16 protein-coding genes and 1 other RNA gene are annotated in these 18592 nt (G+C 44.6%); 10 read left to right on the top strand and 7 right to left on the bottom strand.

The genetic code is table 11. The features are described from left to right. Nucleotides 1–82: 82 nt before the first annotated feature. Entirely contained in the window at nt 83–1312 is a 1230-nt protein-coding gene (locus D2V93_RS13935; protein WP_119619821.1) for a peroxiredoxin family protein, read from the bottom strand. 129 nt (nt 1313–1441) lie between these two features. Between D2V93_RS13935 and pheT the strand changes: the two genes are divergently transcribed. Next, nucleotides 1442–3856: a phenylalanine--tRNA ligase subunit beta gene (pheT, locus tag D2V93_RS13930; RefSeq protein ID WP_119619820.1), complete on the top strand. Its 2415-nt coding sequence runs from the start codon at nt 1442–1444 to the stop codon at nt 3854–3856. 6 nt (nt 3857–3862) lie between these two features. Here pheT and D2V93_RS13925 read toward each other — a convergent pair whose 3' ends face one another. Then, nucleotides 3863–4399 carry a fasciclin domain-containing protein gene (locus tag D2V93_RS13925; RefSeq protein WP_072882675.1) on the bottom strand — a complete coding sequence of 179 codons (537 nt, stop codon included), beginning with the start codon at nt 4397–4399 and terminating at the stop codon, nt 3863–3865. A 213-nt stretch (nt 4400–4612) separates the two neighbouring features. On the opposite strand from D2V93_RS13925, the gene D2V93_RS13920 reads away from it, so the two are divergent. After that, nucleotides 4613–5332, top strand: a complete 720-nt coding sequence (locus tag D2V93_RS13920) for a hypothetical protein (RefSeq protein ID WP_072882673.1) — start codon at nt 4613–4615, stop codon at nt 5330–5332. Here the strand turns inward: D2V93_RS13920 and D2V93_RS13915 are convergent. Beyond that, nucleotides 5329–6957 carry an ABC-F family ATP-binding cassette domain-containing protein gene (locus tag D2V93_RS13915; protein WP_119619819.1) on the bottom strand — a complete coding sequence of 543 codons (1629 nt, stop codon included), beginning with the start codon at nt 6955–6957 and terminating at the stop codon, nt 5329–5331. The two genes, D2V93_RS13920 and D2V93_RS13915, sit on opposite strands and share 4 nt — an antisense overlap. A 172-nt stretch (nt 6958–7129) precedes the next feature. On the opposite strand from D2V93_RS13915, the gene D2V93_RS13910 reads away from it, so the two are divergent. Next, nucleotides 7130–8521, top strand: coding sequence for a TlpA family protein disulfide reductase (locus tag D2V93_RS13910; RefSeq protein WP_245978243.1), 1392 nt, complete (start codon nt 7130–7132; stop codon nt 8519–8521). Between the two features lie 160 nt (nt 8522–8681). Here D2V93_RS13910 and fsa read toward each other — a convergent pair whose 3' ends face one another. The 3 genes from fsa to ffs all read right to left on the bottom strand — a co-directional run bounded on the left by fsa (nt 8682) and on the right by ffs (nt 10309). Beyond that, nucleotides 8682–9338 (bottom strand): fructose-6-phosphate aldolase, encoded by a 657-nt coding sequence (gene fsa / locus D2V93_RS13905; RefSeq protein ID WP_072882669.1) that lies wholly within the window; start codon nt 9336–9338, stop codon nt 8682–8684. Between the two features lie 39 nt (nt 9339–9377). Then, nucleotides 9378–10187, bottom strand: a complete 810-nt coding sequence (locus D2V93_RS13900) for an SDR family oxidoreductase (RefSeq protein WP_119619817.1) — start codon at nt 10185–10187, stop codon at nt 9378–9380. A gap of 23 nt (nt 10188–10210) precedes the next feature. Next, nucleotides 10211–10309: signal recognition particle sRNA small type (gene ffs / locus D2V93_RS13895), an RNA gene on the bottom strand. Nucleotides 10310–10384: 75 nt separating this feature from the next. Between ffs and D2V93_RS13890 the strand changes: the two genes are divergently transcribed. The 7 genes from D2V93_RS13890 (at nt 10385) to D2V93_RS13860 (ending at nt 17251) form a co-directional block, all read left to right on the top strand. Then, nucleotides 10385–11452, top strand: a complete 1068-nt coding sequence (locus tag D2V93_RS13890) for a glutaminyl-peptide cyclotransferase (RefSeq protein WP_245978241.1) — start codon at nt 10385–10387, stop codon at nt 11450–11452. Further along, entirely contained in the window at nt 11452–11841 is a 390-nt protein-coding gene (locus D2V93_RS13885; protein ID WP_119619816.1) for an acyl-CoA thioesterase, read from the top strand. Before D2V93_RS13890 ends, D2V93_RS13885 begins: the two co-directional genes overlap by 1 nt. Nucleotides 11842–12256: 415 nt before the next feature. Beyond that, nucleotides 12257–12991, top strand: a complete 735-nt coding sequence (locus tag D2V93_RS13880; protein ID WP_119619815.1) for a LytR/AlgR family response regulator transcription factor — start codon at nt 12257–12259, stop codon at nt 12989–12991. A 142-nt stretch (nt 12992–13133) separates the two neighbouring features. Then, nucleotides 13134–13310: a hypothetical protein gene (locus tag D2V93_RS18690; RefSeq protein ID WP_182849994.1), complete on the top strand. Its 177-nt coding sequence runs from the start codon at nt 13134–13136 to the stop codon at nt 13308–13310. Between the two features lie 345 nt (nt 13311–13655). Continuing rightward, nucleotides 13656–15731 (top strand): tetratricopeptide repeat-containing sensor histidine kinase, encoded by a 2076-nt coding sequence (locus D2V93_RS13870; protein ID WP_147377411.1) that lies wholly within the window; start codon nt 13656–13658, stop codon nt 15729–15731. A 23-nt stretch (nt 15732–15754) separates the two neighbouring features. Next, nucleotides 15755–16423: a response regulator transcription factor gene (locus D2V93_RS13865; RefSeq protein WP_119619812.1), complete on the top strand. Its 669-nt coding sequence runs from the start codon at nt 15755–15757 to the stop codon at nt 16421–16423. A 174-nt stretch (nt 16424–16597) separates the two neighbouring features. Further along, the gene (locus D2V93_RS13860; protein WP_072882657.1) at nt 16598–17251 is read left to right on the top strand and encodes a hypothetical protein; all 654 of its coding nucleotides are present in this window, start codon (nt 16598–16600) and stop codon (nt 17249–17251) included. Nucleotides 17252–17275: 24 nt separating this feature from the next. On the opposite strand, the gene glyA is transcribed toward D2V93_RS13860, so the two are convergent. After that, on the bottom strand, nt 17276–18550 hold the full coding sequence (gene glyA / locus D2V93_RS13855) for a serine hydroxymethyltransferase (RefSeq protein WP_072882751.1): 1275 nt from the start codon (nt 18548–18550) through the stop codon (nt 17276–17278). Between the last annotated feature and the right edge of the window lie 42 nt (nt 18551–18592).

Genomic DNA, 18592 nt, shown 5'->3' with positions numbered 1-18592 from the left:
TTCAAGTTTCAAGCCCAAGTTCAAATATCAAGTTCAAGGTCGAATAGCTCCTGCCTATTTAAAACAGCAACCTATTTAGGATTTAGCTCTGCTCATTGGCCAACCCTTCGACCATTGTTGCAAACTGCGCTTTGAACTGTTCGTATTTTTCCCCAGTGGCCGGACCGTTGAAACCGGTGTGTATTTTCCGTACCTCGCCTTTTTTGTCAATATAGATTGTGGTGGGATAGGAAAGAATGTGGTTGAGCATGGGCAGTTTTTCATTGGCCTTTTGCTTGTTGGAAGTCCCATATTGCGCCAATAAGATGGGATAGGGCACCTCCGCTTTTTCCTTCAACCTGCCGATTGCCTCGAACGCTTTTTCCTCTGTCTTGGCATATTCAAAGGCCAAAGCCACCAGTTCAATATCCAAATCGGGGTTGTTTTTAAGAAATTCCACATAGAAACGTGTCTCGTCCAAACAATTGGGACACCAAGACCCCATAATCTGCACCAAGACCACTTTATCCTTAAATCTTGCATCGGAAAGACTGACCATTTTTCCCTCGGAATTGGGAAAAGAAAAATCAAACCTATCATAGCCTTCCCTCAAAAAGGTCAAACTGTCTGCCTCAGGGAGCTCAAATGCCTCGTTCCTTGCGGCCATGAACTCTTGCACGGCATGCTTTCCAGAATAAAACTTACCATCCAGCGTGCTATCGGTGACCTGCGCCATGAAAAGGTACACATGCGACCCATCAAAAGCGGAAAGTTTCAGGCTGTCGCCCGTAACCACGCCATCCAGGTATCGGTAATCCCCCGTCTTTGTCCTGAATGTCCCCTTCACCTTGTCCCCACTCTGCATAAAGATGCCCTTGGCGGGGTATTCATTGGTGGTGTTGACATCAAAATAGGTCTCCCAAATCCCAGAGATGTTTACCCTTGCACTCTCCTTCACCTCGAAACGCTCACTTTGTCCATGGACAGCCGTGAAGTCCACCTCCCGTTCCTTGCTCTCTTCAATGAACTTTCCTTCCATCTCATTTTCAGAAAAAGTCCCTGCAAAATACCCTTCAAATATGGGCATCTGGATGCGAATGGAGTCTCCGTTCAACTCAATTTCATCCACCACGATTTCTTCCTCAGCATTGTACATTTTCATGATATACCCATCCGCTCCCTTTCCCACGGTAAAATTAAAGGGCAGTTTTTGAGAGTCGGACACCTCTATCCTGGCCAGCCAGTCACCCAAGGCCAGTTCTTTTTTTTCTTCCCCTTTGCAAGACATCACGAGCAGTGCGAGTGCCATCAAAGGCTGCCATATCATCTTCATTTAGTGAAAGTTTTTTCTTAAATGTATAAAATACTACCGAAAACTTACAATACCAAACGGTCTATAACCATTATTTCCGTTGAATCTGTTCCCCTATTGTTTTATATTTGTCGATTCTAAAATTGGGGTATGAAGATTTCTTACAACTGGTTGAAACAATTTTTGCACATTGATTGGGACTCACAGAAAACAGGTGAACTGTTGACCGATCTGGGTCTTGAGGTAGAGGGCATTTCCCGTTTTGAATCAGTTAAGGGCGGATTGCAAGGTATTGTAGTGGGACATGTGCTCAGCTGCGAACAGCATCCAAATGCAGATCGTTTGAAATTGACCACTGTTGATATAGGCCAGGGAACTCCCTTGCAGATTGTCTGTGGCGCCCCAAATGTGGCCGCTGGACAAAAGGTTCCAGTGGCAACCATCGGCACCACGCTCTACACCAAGGAAGGTGAGGCTTGGACCATCAAAAAAGGAAAGATACGTGGCGAGGAAAGCCAGGGTATGATCTGTGCCGAGGACGAGATTGGCCTTGGACAAGGACATGATGGCATCATGGTACTGAACGAAGAACTTGTTCCGGGGACCCCTTGCTCCAAAGTCTTCGATGTGGAGAGCGACGAGGTCTTTGAAATTGGCCTTACCCCGAACCGTGCCGATGCCATGAGCCATTTCGGTGTGGCCCGCGACCTAAAGGCCGGTCTGGAACAAAAAGAGATCCAGAAAGAACTGGTGACACCATCCACCAGTAATTTTTCCATAGACAACCGCTCCCTGAAAATCGATGTTGAGGTCAAGAACAGTCAACTGGCACCCAGATATTGTGGGCTCACCATCAGCAACCTTATCGTGCAGGATTCCCCGGATTGGTTGAAGAACAGATTGAAATCCATTGGCCTATCCCCCATCAACAATGTGGTGGATGTGACCAACTATGTGCTCCACGAACTGGGGCAACCCTTGCACGCCTTCGATGCATCGAAAATAAAGGGCAATAAAATTGAGGTAAAGACCCTACCCGCAGGAACCAAGTTCAAGACATTGGATGGTGTGGAACGCGAACTGCATGAAGACGACCTGATGATCTGTGATACCGAGAAACCCATGTGCATTGCCGGGGTCTTTGGCGGTCTGTACTCGGGGGTCACTGAGCATACCTCTGCCATATTCTTGGAGAGTGCGTATTTTGACCCGGTATCCATAAGAAAAACAGCAAAGCGGCACGGCCTCAACACGGATGCTTCCTTCAGGTATGAAAGGGGCATCGATATGAACATCACGGAATATGCGCTGAAAAGAGCGGCTTTGCTCATCCGTGAAATAGCCGGAGGGTACATCAGTTCGGAGATTGTGGACCTTTATCCCAAGAAAAATCAGGACAGACAAGTGTTCCTGACCTTTGACAAGATCAATAATCTGATCGGTCAGGAAATCCCTAGGGACACCATAAAGTCCATCCTTTCTTCCTTGGAAATCCGCATCAACAATGTTACCGAATCCGGCCTTGGGCTTACCATTCCTACTTATAGAGTGGATGTTACCCGAGAAGTGGATGTCATCGAAGAGATTCTCAGGGTCTATGGTTACAACAACATCGGTTTCAAAGAAAAACTGAACGCATCCATAGCCAAATCCTCGCGGTATGAAAACCACAGGATACAGGATGTGATAGGCAATACACTTGCTTCCAAGGGCTTTTATGAGATCATGACGAACAGTTTGGTCTCATCCGAAACCGTTTCAGGGGACAATGTGGAACCCGTACAAATGTTGAACCCATTGAGCTCCGATCTTTCCGTACTTCGGACATCGATGTTGTCCTCCGGGCTTCAGACCGTTTTGCACAACCATAATCGCCAAAAAACGGATTTGAAACTTTTCGAGTTTGGTAAAACATATCGCAAAGTAGGCGGAGAATATCAAGAGAAGAGACATTTGGCCCTTTTCATCTCCGGGGAACGCATCCAGAACAATTGGTCCACTGTATCCAAAAAAACGGACTTCTTCTATTTAAAAGGCATCGTGGAGTCGCTTTTTGCCCGTTTGGGCATCAAAGGCGTGGAAACCCTTCCCACCGGCGACCCTGTTTTTGCCGAAGGCCTTAGCTGTGGCAAAAATGGAAAATCATTGGCTTCTTACGGATTGGTCAGCAAAAATGTTCTGAAAAAGTTTGACATGAAGCAGGAAGTGTTCCATGCGGATTTTGACTGGGATGCCATCTTGGAATCTGTGGAGACCCAAAACATTGCCTTTAAGGAAATTCCAAAGTTCCCTGAGGTCACAAGGGACTTTGCCCTTCTCCTAGATGAATCCACTTCGTTCCAAAAGGTGTATGACATTGCCTGGCAAACGGAAAAGAGCCTTTTGAAAAATGTGAACCTGTTTGATGTCTACACTGGAAAAAACCTTCCCAAAGGGAAGAAATCCTATGCAGTGAGCTTCACCCTATCGGATGAGAAAAAGACACTTACCGACAAGCAGATAGATAAAATCATGGGTAAATTATTGGCCCAATACCAAAAAGAATTGGGAGCAGAGCTGAGATAGAGCCCTTTACATTTGGGTCGGCAATATCACACTATCAATTTCATGTACCACCCCATTTTTGAGGTTAAGGTCCGCAGTGGTGATTCTTGCTGTGTTGCCCATGGGGTCGGTCAAGACTATGTCGTACCCATCCAAATGCGCCACTAGTTTTTTTCCTTGTACCGTTGTGAAACTGGCCTTGCCATTTCCTTGGCACATGGCACGTAAGATTTTGGAAGCTGTCAATTGCCCGGCCACTATGTGGTAGGTAAGCAAGGATTTTAGTTCCGTTTTATCACTTGCGTTGATGAGTTCTTCTATTTTTTCCTGCGAAAATTTTTGGAAAGCTGCATCGGATGGGGCAAAAACTGTAAACGGTCCTGATTCCTCCAAAATATCATCCAAATTTGTGGCCTTTACAGCAGCAAACAGAATCTTATGATCATCGGATTCATTGGCATTTTGGGCAATGGACTTTAAGTTTTGGGTATTGGTCTGTGCAAACGAAAAAGAAGCAAAGGCCATGCAAAGACCAAATAGGATTTTTGTGACGGGGGCTTTCATTTATGGTTTCTCAATGTTGGGACTTTAGTTGGTTGGTCATGGCTGTCGATTAAATACCAAAAACTTCGATAAGATACATCTTTTTGGCCAAATCACAATTTATTTTCTCTCGTGGAATCCCATTTAACACAATGTTAACGCAATGATGTTTCTCCAACTTTTTCAATCGCTGATACAAATGATTAACTTTGAGGGAATTGCTAAGAAAACACCATGATATTTAGAGGCACTGACATTGAGCAAAAGCTGCACCAAATTAGGGACAGACAGGCCAAAGAGGCCCAGATTTTGGCCGAGGTGGAGCATCTATTGAAACAAAATACTCCTAAAGAAGAAGACATAGCGCAGCAACTTGCTTCAAAAGCTCCCATTGATCGCAATGATTTTGTGTTCGACCTGTTGGAAACCGACAACATATTCCATTTGGATGAGATCAAAAAAATCTGCATCGATTATCGGCTTCGTTTTTTGGACAGCTCTTTTTTCAAGGGTGAAATCCCAAAAACGGCCATTTCAAAAATAAAAGAGTTGGAAGCGGCCCACAATACCGAGATCAAAGGGTACAAGATCATGGCCCCATCCAGGCTCTTTAAACTGGAGGACAGGGACGACCCTCTGCTCTTTGCCCCCATTGGCAACAATTATTTCTATCTGATCCACAAATGGGGCAACGACCTACATCCCCTGAGAAAGTTCATGGCATGGCCTTTTAAGAATATTGTGAACCTGACCCTTGTAGTGTTCGTCCTGAGTTATTTCGTGACCCTAATGGTACCCAATGGGTTATTTTCCAAGAACAACTCCACCGCAGAGTTCTGGATCATTTTTTTCTTTATGTTCAAGTGTATGGCCTCCGTGGTCATCTTTTACGGATTTGCTTTGGGCAAAAACTTCAATCCCGCTATTTGGAACAGTAAGTATTTCAATGCCTAAGCGGTCACAGCATACATTTTGTCCCGTTGTTCCTTGATGGCCTTGTCCGACATATAATCATCAAAGGTGAGATAACGGTCAATAGTTCCCTTGGGCGTCAGCTCAATGATCCTGTTGGCCACGGTGTGCACAAATTCGTGGTCGTGGGTGGTGAGCATGATGGTTCCCTTGAAGTTCTTGAGCGAATTGTTGAATGCCGTGATACTTTCCAAATCCAAGTGGTTGGTAGGCTCGTCGAGCAAGAGCACGTTGGCGCGCAGCATCATCATTCGGCTGAGCATGCAACGTACTTTTTCACCTCCGGAAAGTACCGTACATTTTTTAAGGGCCTCCTCGCCACTGAAAAGCATTTTTCCCAAAAAGCCCCTGATATAGACTTCCTCGCGCTCTTCCTCGGTCTTGGCCCATTGACGGAGCCAATCTACCAAGTTGATGTTTTCCTTGAAGTAATCCGAATTGTCCGCAGGAAGATAGGATTGGGTGGTGGTCACCCCCCACTGGAAAGTACCTCCGTTTGCCTTGGATTTTCCGGAAATGATATCGTAAAAAGCGGTGGTTGCCCGCGAATCTTTTGAAAGAATGGCCACTTTGTCCCCTTTGGCCAGGTTAATATTCACATCTTGGAAAAGCAAATCGCCATCTTCCGAAGTGGCCGAAAGTTTTTCCACATTAAGGATTTGGTCCCCCGCCTCTCTCTCGCGATCAAAAATAATGGCAGGGTACCTTCTGCTGGACGGCTTGATGTCCTCCACCTTGAGCTTGTCCAACATTTTTTTTCGCGAAGTAGCCTGCTTGCTCTTGGCCACGTTGGCACTGAAACGCATGATGAACTCCTGAAGTTCCTTGGCCTTTTCCTCAGCTTTCTTGTTCTGTTGGGCACGCTGGCGGGCGGCCAATTGGCTACTTTCGTACCAGAACGTATAGTTGCCGGAGAAAAGGTTGATCTTTCCAAAATCGATATCGGCGATATGGGTACAGACCGCATCCAAAAAGTGCCTATCGTGGGAGACTACGATAACGGTGTTCTCATAATTCGCCAAGAAGTTCTCCAACCAATTGATAGTCTCATAATCCAGGTCGTTGGTAGGTTCGTCCATGACCAACACATCCGGGTTCCCGAAAAGCGCTTGCGCCAAAAGCACCCGTACCTTTAATTTGGGGTCCATGTCTGCCATGGTAGTGTAGTGCAGGTCTTCCGATATGCCCAAGTTTGAAAGCATGGCGGCCGCATCACTGTCGGCGTTCCATCCGTTCATCTCCTCGAACTGGACCTGCAGCTCCCCTATTTTCTCCGCATTCGCATCGGTGTAGTCCGCATACAGCGCATCTATCTCTTGTTTTATCTTGAACAAAGGCTTGTTCCCCATGACCACCGACTCCAATACCTGGTATTCGTCATAGGCGTTGTGGTTCTGTTCTAAAATAGACATCCTTTTTCCCGGCTCCAAATGCACATGGCCCGAAGTCTGGTCCACTTGTCCTGACAATATTTTCAAAAAAGTGGACTTCCCCGCTCCATTGGCGCCAATAATGCCATAGCAATTGCCATGTGTGAAGGTCACATTGACCTCATCGAACAACACTCTTTTGCCAAACTGTACGGATAAATTGGATACTGATAACATGCAGCTGTTTTATTTTTTGTGCAAAAATAGCTAAAACCAAACCTAATTTCTAATTTACGGACGCCTTATTGGCCGCGACGAAAATAGGGCGATCTAACTTTTAACTACCCATTAACAAGGTCGGGGCATGGGTATTCTTATTTTTGATTAATTAATGGAGGTTCCCTTTAATATGGTTAGATTTCTACTCGGCCTTTCCTTATTGTCAATTTCTGCATGTTCGGAGAAGTCTGGACAGTGTGCCCCTGTATTTTTTGGAGGGGAAATCGTGAATCCCACCAGCGACTATGTCGTCCTTTACCACAATGATACCTATGTTGATTCTGTCAAATTGGACGCCAATAACCATTTCTCTTTCAATCTTGAAGGGATAGAAGAAGGTCTATACCACTTTGACCACTCCCCCGAACTCCAATACATCTATTTAAAAGAAGGCGATAGCCTTTTGGCCAGATTGAATACAGTGGAATTTGATGAAACCCTTGTGTTTTCTGGCAAGGGAAGTGAAATCAACAATTTCATGATCGAGATGTACCTGGCACATGAGACTGAGGAGGAAAATCCAATTGTCCAGAGCTATTACCTCCTCGACCCCGAAGATTTCAGCAAGAAAATAGACTCATTGCGATCCATCAAAATAAACCACTTGAAGGATTTTGCAAGGGACAATGAACTGTCCGATCGCGTTATGGCCATGGCCGAGGCCTCAATTGACTATAATACCTACATCAGTAAAGAAAAATATCCTTTTTACCACAAGAAAAAGACCGGTGAGGACACTTTTCACGAACTGGACGATTCCTTTTATGCCTATAGAAAGAATATAGACCTCAGCAGTAGGGACCTTACCTATTATAGGCCTTATTTCAACTTTATGAAGCTGCATTTTGGCAACCTGTCCTATATGACCTGCTTGGAAAACTGCCCTACGGAGAAGAAGGCCGTGAGCGACCACTTGCATTTCAACAAACATAAGCTTGCCATGGTGGACAGTCTGGTCAAAGAAGTTGGGCTCAGGGACATTCTCTTCAGAAACATTGCCATAGATTACTTACTAAAGGAACGAAACACCAATGAGGAGTGCCAGGTCTTCATAGACAAGTTCCGTTCATTGTCCTCAAATGAAGCTCACAAGGAAGAAATAACCCACCTTTTCAATGCTATAAGGAACCTTCAACCCAATTCCCGCATCCCTGATCTTACACTCAGGGACGTGGACAATAACGTGGTCCACCTTAAGGATGTGGTGGACAAAAAGAAGAATACGGTCATTTATTTCTGGACAGCTTCCCAAAAACGTCACTTCAGAAATATCAGCCAGCACATCAACACGCTCCAAAAGAAGTATCCAGACCACAACTTTGTAGGCATCAACCTAAAGACCAGTTATCCACAGTGGAAACTGCTATTGGAAGAATATGGCTTGGAAACGAACAACCAGTTTTACGGTGAAAACTTCAAGGAAATCCAGACCAGCATGGTGGTGGATGGCCTGAACAAATGTGTGATCACAAAGGATACACTGGTGGTTGATGGATTTGCCAATCTCTACACTTCCCTATAATCGAATAACCTTTGGTTATTATTCAGTTATTCCGTGACTTGGTTCAAGCATAAAAAACTTTACAATCCAACTTCCCGAAAATTTGCCCTGTAGCTGACAGATAAACTAAAAAAGCCCCGATTTCTCAGGGCTTCATTTTTGGTCAATATAGTTATTTTTCTTAGGAATTTCCTTTCTTGTAATCCTCCAAAAACTTGGCCAGACCTATATCGGTCAATGGGTGTTTCAGCAGTCCTTCGATGGAAGACAATGGGCCTGTCATCACATCGGCACCTATTTTGGCACAATCGATCACATGCATGGTGTGACGGATGGATGCAGCCAATATCTGTGTTTCAAAGGCATAGTTGTCGTAAATGAGCCTGATCTCTGAAATAAGATTGAGTCCGTCTGTGGAAATATCGTCCAAACGCCCCAAAAATGGAGATACATAGGTCGCTCCTGCTTTGGCCGCCAATAGGGCCTGCCCCGCCGAGAAGACCAAGGTACAATTGGTACGGATGCCCTTGTCCGAGAAATATTTCAATGCTTTTACACCATCTTTGATCATCGGGATCTTGACCACGATCTGCTCGTGCAGTTCGGCCAGCTCCTCACCTTCTTTGATCATTCCTGCCAAATCGGTGGCAACCACTTCGGCTGAGACATCGCCTTCAACGATGTTGCAGATATCCACATAGTGCTTTAGGATATTGTCCTTGCCAGTGATTCCTTCCTTGGCCATCAACGAAGGGTTGGTGGTCACACCGTCCAAAACCCCCAATTGTTCCGCCTCTCTAATTTGATCTAGATTGGCCGTATCAATAAAAAACTTCATTTTTAACTATTTATATGTGATTTTTCGAGAAGTGTAAAGCTACAACTTATAATGGTTGAGCAGTAATTTTTCATAGACTTTATCGGGTAGCACTCTTTTTAAAGTGAGGGAAAACTTCTGCAAAAAAGCCCCGACCGGATTGTGCACTTTGGGGCGTTTTTTATTGATGATCGAGTAAATGGCCCTTGCCACTTGCTCAGGTTCTCCCCCACTGTCCACGTCCCCATTTATGGAATCAATGGTTCTTGCATACTTATCCTCATACGGGGAGCCGTCCAAAACCGGGGCATGATACCTTCCCGCAGCAATGTTGGTGGCAAAATCGCCCGGGGCCACATTGGTGATGGTCACCCCAAAATCCTTGGTCTCCATTCTCAGGGCCTCGGTAATGAGTCCCAGCGCACCTTTGGTAGCCGAATAGAACCCTCGGAACGGCAATCCCATATACCCAGCAATGGAGGTAATGTTCACAATGGTTCCACCGCCTTGCTTGCGCATTTGGGGCAGCACGGCCTTCATCATGTGCACAGGGCCATGGAAATTGGTGTCGAACACTTTTAAGATCTCTTCGTGCGGCGTCTCCTCGATGGGACCGGTAATGCCCACTCCCGCGTTGTTGATCAACACATCCAATCGGCCTTCTTTGGCAATGACATGGGAGACTGCATCTTGTATGCTGTCCACATCCCTCACATCCAACTGGATAAGGTCAAATACATCAAAATCGGGATAATTGGCCGGAGTCCTTGTAGTACCGTACACCTTGTACCCTTTTGTGGTCAAAAAGGTTCCTATGGATTTGCCGATGCCGGATGAACCTCCGGTGATCAATACTACTTTTTTTTCCATGATAGCTGAGTTCAGGGAACAAAAAAAGGCAAGCTACCTACATCGCACCGCTACGACCGCATACCCTTGCTGCGTTCCCACCCTGGGGGATTCTGCAGGAGCTGGTCGTGTAGGACTTGCCGACTGCAAATATACGACCTTTTAAATTTGTGACAATCCCAATTCATTCTTAATTTCGACCTCCAAGGATTAAAACCATGAAACACACACTCGTAATGGTATTCAAATTAACTTCGTTTTTGGGATCACTGCTTTTCTTTTTGGGCTGCGGAGGGAATGCCGATCCCGCCAAGCATTTTTCCATCCAACTGGAAAACAAGACCCTACAGCAAAACCAAAGGGTGGGGGTCTCCATCAAGAATAAAAAAGAGGTTGAGATTTCCAACATCCGCTATTTTATGGATGGGAAAGAACTTGTCTTGGAAAACGGCCAATTGACCATGGCCCTTCCCCATTTGGGCAACAAAATCTTGACGGCCAAGTTCGATATCGAAGGGGAAACCGTCGAAATCGAAGAAAACCTAAAGCTGTTGGCCGCTTCAGCTCCCGAGGTCTATACCTATGAAATCGTGAATACCTACCCGCACGACACAAAGGCCTATACCCAAGGATTGGAGTTCCATAATGGGACACTCTATGAGAGCACTGGCAAAAGAGGAGGTTCCACGGTAAGAAGGGTCAATTTTGAAACGGGAGAGGTGTTGCAAAAAATCGAAATGGACGATACGGTCTTTGGTGAAGGCATCACCTTGATGAATGAAAAGCTCTACCAATTGACTTGGCAAAGCGGCATGGGTTATGTATACAACGCCAGCAATCTGGAAAAGATCAAAAACTTCTCCTACGGCAAAAGCAAGGAAGGTTGGGGACTGTGCAACGATGGCAAAAAAATATTCAAAAGTGATGGCACGGAAAAAATATGGTTCTTGGACCCAGAGACTCTCGAAGAAACGGGACACATAGAGACCGTGACCAACAAATCCATCTTCAACATGGCCAACGAACTGGAATATGTGGACGGAAAGATCTATGCCAACGTCTATCAAAAAGAAAGCATGATGATCATTGATGCCACTTCCGGGGCCATTGAAGGGGTCATCAACTTTGGCGGGCTGAAAAGCAAAGTGTCCAAAGGAGGTACCGACTGGGATGATACCAATTCCGTACTGAACGGCGTGGCCTACCATCCCGAACGAAAAACATTCTTTGTCACCGGGAAGAACTGGGACAAACTCTTTGAGGTAACCATCCGCAAAAAAGACTGATGCAGACATTTTCAGAAATCTTTGATGTAGTCGTGGATGATATTGATGATCTGAACCATGTGAACAACATCAGGTATGTGGAGTGGATACAGGACATCTCCAAAAAACATTGGGAACAGGTCGCCAATGAGGATATGCGAATAGAGATGATATGGGTGGTACGGAACCACAATATCTCCTACCTCAAATCGGCAGTGCTTGGGGATACCGTTGAAGTGACCACCCATATTAAGTCCAGTAAAGGTCCATTGTCCATTCGCGTCGTTGAGGTCAAGAACCACCGAACAGGTGAACTGATGGTCAAGAGCACCACGGAATGGTGCCTTTTGGACGCAAAAACGTTCCGCCCCAAGCGTATCCCAGAATCTGTCCAAGAACTGTTCAGATAATCAATTTCTGCCTCTTCGTGCACGAAACGAGCATCAGTTTTGTGTAGTTCATCGAATTCTTCAGGTTCCAGCGTCAAAAATCCTCTCCATTCCTTTGATTCTATTGTTCGTAATCGTAAAATAGTGTTCAATCAACATCTCAACCAAATGAACTTAGTAAAAACCACACCAAACTTCACCACCATTTATACATGCTCATCCAGTGTGTTGCCCCATCAACGAACATGCTTTGACACGTGTTCAAAAAACAGGTCGGTCAAAGCATAGATTTGTTGCAGGTCGTTATCTTTTAACGAATTTTTAAGGGTTTTTGTAAGAAAATAGCCCCTTTTAGGGAGAAACCCATAGTTTTTTTAAGGGAAAACTGCAATGAGTTTTTTGAACTCGTTAGTAACTTGCACTCAGCATTTTGCGCATGGAATATACCTATAACATCATAGACCATAATGCAGCGACCAAGCTTCAGTTGCAACTCTATTTGGAGGAGTACGAGGATTTGTCCTGCACTGGGGTGGCCGCTTCCGCTGCAGAGGGTCTGGACACGATCTTGAAGTTCACCCCCGATGTGGTGCTCATCAATCTTGGCGAAGATGGCATGGAATACTTTCAAATGGTCACCGAACTGAACCAGTATATACAGTCCCTGCCTCTTATCATAGGATATTCCACCTCAAAAAAATATGCCTACAACGCCATAAAGAGTGGATTCTTTGACTATTGGATTCTCCCCCACAACGAATTTGATGTCAGAAAGACCATCCTCCGTCTCCGCAAGAGACATCCCAAGCAGGATGTACCGTCCACCATCTGCCTCAAATCCTATAATGATTATAGGTATCTGGACACCAAGGACATCCTCTATCTAAAGTCCGACAACAACACCACGGATTTTTTCATGAGGGATGGCAACATCATCAGTGCCTTTAAAACATTAAAATCTTTCGAGGACAAGCTTCCAAAAGCATTCATACGTATCCACCAGAGCTATATACTCAACAGTAGGTATGTGTCCCGCATCAATTATGGCAAGTCCATCTGCACCTTGAAGCATGGGAACGAGGAGGAACTCCCCTTTTCCAAAACCTATAAGGACCGGATAGACCACCTGAAGGAAATGCTCTCCAAAACTGCCGCAAAGGCCCTTAATTGACAAAATCCTAGCAGTTTGCCGCAAAATTCTAGCAGAATCCCTATGGATTCTAAATAGTCCGTTGCGCAATGTGCCACCCTAAAGGTCTTGGGTACTTTTGGTATAGACAAACCAATTAATTAACACCCTAAAACCTAATATTATGAGAAAATTACTATGCATTTTGGCGCTTGGACTATTGACCGCTGGATTCTACTCTTGCGAAACTGAAACCGATATCCAAGAAACAGAAGCGCTTTTCCAACAATTGGATCAAAATGCCACGGATGGTGATCAATCAAATGATGATGACCGTAGCGATGATGAAGGACTTAACTGATTTCAGTAAACAAAATTTATTGATGAACAACCTCATACGTTCAATACTCCTATTGTTGATTTTGGGCGGAACACTATTCTGCTATAGAGATGAATCTCAAAAAATTATACAAATAGAAGGTAATACAACTTCTGCACTCGATCAGGCATATAACGAACGAACACTTTTGGGCATTGGTCAAAAAAGAATTCTTCGGCTGAAACTGAGTGCCAACGATGATCGCAATCTATGATCACAATATAATTTTGGAACTAAGCCCCATCACCCTAAAAGGTCTGGGGCTTTTTTAGTACCTTGTATCGACATTAAAATAACCTGTTGCCATTGAAAAGCTGGGCTCTTATATTGCTAGTCTTCATTTTTTTTGGGTGCTACGAACAATCCCCGGAGAATGATTCCATCCAAGACACAACAGCGGACGCCGTACGCAAATGGATCAAAATGGCTAAGGACAGCACACAACTACCTCTTGAAAAGCGAACACAATTCTTGGAAAATGCCAAAAAAGAAGCATTTACATCCACCAATGATTCCATAACATTGGAGCAGCTTTCAAGTATTTCCTTGGCCTATAAAAGCTTGAAAGACTCCCTTGGTTTCAGAGAGACCAACAAGCAGGTCATGATCATGTCACAGGAAACGGACATGTTCACCCCACTTGGATATTCACACTGGGATCTTGCCTCTTTCTTTAAATCCTATGGGGCCTTGGATAGTGCTTTTTACCATTATAAAAAGGCACTGAACAGTTTTGAACAGCTTCCAAAGAGTTCTTCATCGAGTTCATTAAGAGGCAGGATATTATATAGCATGGGACAAATCCAAGATTCCTACAAGGACTACTTGGGAGCTGAAATTAGTGCCACTACAGCCCTTAGGATATTTGATGAGTTAGGTGATACCGAAAGAATCTATAATTGCTATAATTTGCTGGGCATTCTTTCCAGTGGTATGGGAGACAGTGAAAAATCTTTGGAATATTACCAAAAAGCTGGCACTTATTTGGATAAGTTAGATTCCCCTGAAACTGAAGAATTAGTATGGCAAAACCAAAACAATATTTCAAATGCCTTATTAAGAAATGAAGACTATTATAGTGCCAAGGTGTCATTTAAAAAACTATTGGGAAATAAGTCTTTGGAAGATAAAGATTCAGAGCTATATGTACTTGCTCTTACAAGCCTTGCCTATGCAATTTTCAAAGATGAAAGAAATTTTGCTGAATGCGAAAGATTGCTAAAAGAAAGTATCATTGCCAACGACAAATATGACCACGTAGAACACCAAGCTCGTACCAAACAATACTATGCCGAATTGTTGGCGGCCAAAGGAGACACGGCCAATGCACTACAATATGCCAAGGAGTCAAGAACAGTAGCCCTAGAAACCCACAACAACGACCGCCTGTTGGAGGTATTGCAATTACTCACCCAATTGGACAAGGCCAACGCAGCCAACTATGCCAATGCGTATTATGAGCTCAATGAGGTCATCAAGGAAGAGGAGCGTACCAAGCGGGACAAGTTTGCCCGTATCCGTTTGGACACGGACAAAATCAAAGAAGAGAACGTTTTGCTTTCCCGTGAAAGACAATTATGGGCAGGGGCCGTATTGGGCCTCGTTGTATTGGGATTGACCACCACCGTGATCGTTCTGCAATATATCAACAACAACAGGCTCAAGTTCAAACAGAAACAGCAGGAAAGCAATCAGGAAATCTACAACCTGATGCTCTCCCAGCAGGGCAAGTTTGAGGAAGGCAGACAATTGGAACAAAAACGCATCTCCGAAGAGCTCCATGATGGGATCTTGGGCGAAATGTTGGGCATACGATTGCTACTGAGCGGATTGAACGAGCGAGGTGACAGTGCTTCCGTGGAACAACGGGCGGCATTCATAGAGAAATTGAGGGAGGTCGAAGAAGATATCAGGACCATTTCACATGAACTCAACCATGCATCTTATGAAAAATTTCATAATTTTATTGTATCGTTGGAGGAGCTCGTCAGTAGCATTCAAAAGTCTTCTGGTATATCATGCTCCTTTACATACGATAAAAAAGTACACTGGGACAATCTGTTGGGAGACATCAAGATCAATGCATACCGAATTGTACAGGAAACGCTGAAAAACTGTGTGAAACACGCCAAATGTAAAAATATCGCCATTTCCTTCGGGTCTACCGATGACAAACTGAAACTCACCATCAAGGACGATGGTGTCGGTTTTGACACAAACAAGGGAAAAAGGGGAATTGGCCTAAGAAATATCATATCAAGGGTGAAAAAGATAAACGGCGTGTTCGACATACAGAGCATAAAAGGAAAGGGCACCACCATATCGGTGTCCATCCCCACAAAATATATCGAATCTGAACAGACCAAGGACCCCATCACCTTGAAACCTGCAATGAATGCCTAAATCCTACTTAGAAGCTAATAGTTATGAAAACATTGAGAATATTGGCAATAGATGACCACGAAATGACAATGCTCGGATACAAGTTTATCCTTGAGAACATTGATTTTGAAGGTTATGATATTATTGTTGATACCGCCAACACATACGAGGGCGGGAAAAAACTCATCGAGGATTCCGTGAATTCCTTTAAATATGACATCCTCCTTTTGGATGTACAGTTGTTCGCGCCGAACGAGAACCAGCCCCATTCAGGCGAGGACCTGGGCATTCTTGCCCGTAAACTGGTCCCTGAAAGCAAGATTGCCTTCATGTCCTCCTTCAGCGATAATTTCAGGATCAACAGCATTCTCAAGTCAGTGGACCCTGACGGCTATTTGGTAAAGACGGACATTGATCCCAAAACCTTGGAAGACGCCGTGAAAACCATTGTACTGAACCCGCCTTATTACTCATCAAAGGCCCTGTCCGCCATCCGCAAGAAAATGGCCAACGATATTGATCTGGATGAAAAGGATAAACAAATCCTGTACCACCTCTCCATGGGCACCAAGAACAAGGACCTGGAAAAACACATCAGGCTATCCCCTTCTTCCATTGAGAACAGAAAGCGGCACTTAAAAACCCTTTTTGGCACGGAGAACGAGAATGATATGGCCCTCATCATAGCTGCAAAAAATAGGGGCTTCATCTAGCTCCACCTAATCCAAAAATGTTTTTGGTCGAATCGTGTAATAGATTTTACATATTCTTGACGTAAAAAGCCTACAAACTATGGGAAATCCATAGAATTTTTAAGGATTTTCTTCAATCCCAAAAAAAAGATTCATCCTAACTTTAAGGTGAAGAGAAAATTATACCCATAGCATATGTCACTCCCAAGAAAAAATAACACCGGTCATCAGCAAAGTGGCGCAAAGGTATTTGAGGCCGCTAATGGGCTGGACGAGTTTTTGAAGACCATTGAAAAAGATTTTTTTGCCGATGTCAAGATACACTTCAAGTATGACAAGGAAAGTAAAAAAACCGATATGGTTTTGGATTTGCACTTCAACTTCGGTATTACGGAGAGCCTTCATTTCTTCACGAGTGGTACCTGGGGAGGCATGATATTCCCCGAAAAGGAAGACAAGATCTCCTCTTCTTTCGAAAGTGCCTTTGTGGAACTGAATTCCAAGAACAATTTTTTGTTGGACATAGCGGAAACCTCTCTGCACTTTAAGGACACATCGATCATCATTTCCAGGGTCTATGCACACAGTGTACCCGAACAAATCGGAAATATCCTGCTCAAGGCCAGTGAACACTTTGTGTACTACACCAAAGGACTTACCGAAATGCCCTATGAAATATTTGTTCCTGTCTATGAATATGTAGCGCCTGATGTCTTTGAACCCAAAAAAGGAAAAAGCACTTATTTTGACTATTGGGGCCTCTACTTTGAGGACGAATCCCACCAAGTAATGATTTATTCCCTAAATAAAAGGAAATTTTACGAAGTGGATCTGTTCCTCTTTGAATAGCAAGAACTTAAGCAAGCATAGATACTAAGCACTGAACAAAGGTCGCGATTTCATCAAATCGTTGACCTTTTGTTTTATTTGACCTATTTTCTGCTCGTTCGCGGGGTCCATGATCACCTCGTCGATAAACCCAACGATGGTTTCCATATCCGCTTCCTTCAACCCTCTAGTGGTGATGGCCGGGGTACCAAAACGGATTCCCGAAGTAATGAACGGGGATTGCGTATCAAAAGGCACCATGTTCTTATTGGCCGTGATGGCTGCATGTTCCAATGCCTTTTCGGCATCTTTTCCAGTGATGTCCTTGTTCCTAAGGTCTATCAGCATCATATGGTTGTCCGTTCCTCCAGAAATTACTTTGTAATCCAGGGCCATGAACGCTTTGGCCATTGCGGCAGCATTTTTCTTCACTTGGATCATGTAGTGCAAAAATTCGTCGGAGAGTGCCTCGCCAAAGGCGACAGCCTTGGCTGCAATGATATGTTCCAATGGACCGCCCTGGTTTCCGGGAAACACGGCAAGATCCAAAAGGGCCGACATTTTTCGTAAGGTTCCGTTCTTCAAGGTGATACCAAAGGGATTGTCAAAATCCTCTCCCATCAATATAAGACCTCCTCTTGGACCTCTTAAGGTTTTGTGGGTCGTAGTGGTCACAATATGGCAATGTGGAATGGGGTCGTTCATGATGCCCTTGGCGATCAATCCTGCAGGATGGGAGATATCGGCCACCAAAATAGCTCCTACACTGTCGGCAATTTCACGAAAACGTTTAAAATCCATGTCACGGGAATAGGCAGAAGCACCGGCAATAATCAACTTGGGCTTCTCCTTGTCCGCAATCTCTTGGATCTTATCATAATTGAGCGTACCGGTTTCCTCATCAACGCCATAGAAAACGGGGTTGTACAGTTTTCCGGAGAAATTTACGGGCGAACCATGGGTCAAGTGCCCTCCATGGGATAGATCAAAGCCCAAAATGGTATCCCCGGGCTGCAAACAGGCATGATATACAGATGCATTGGCCTGGGACCCGGAATGTGGCTGTACATTCGCATAGGCGGCCCCGAATAGTTCCTTGGCACGGTCTATGGCGAGCTGTTCCACCTGGTCCACCACTTCGCAACCCCCATAATAGCGCTTTCCAGGATAGCCCTCGGCATATTTGTTGGTCAATACGGAACCTGCGGCCTCCATGACCTGCGGGCTGGTAAAGTTCTCGGAAGCTATCAGCTCTATGCCTTCAATCTGTCTGTCCTTCTCTTGTGCTATCAGTTCAAAAATCTTATGGTCTCGTTGCATCTGCAAATTATTTTGATAAGCCGCAAAATTACGAATTGGAAG

It is taken from the genome of Flagellimonas taeanensis (assembly GCF_003584105.1).
Lineage (GTDB): Bacteria > Bacteroidota > Bacteroidia > Flavobacteriales > Flavobacteriaceae > Flagellimonas > Flagellimonas taeanensis.
The sequence above is the reverse complement of the archived record's forward strand: the minus strand, read 5'-3'. Positions and strand labels throughout refer to the sequence as shown.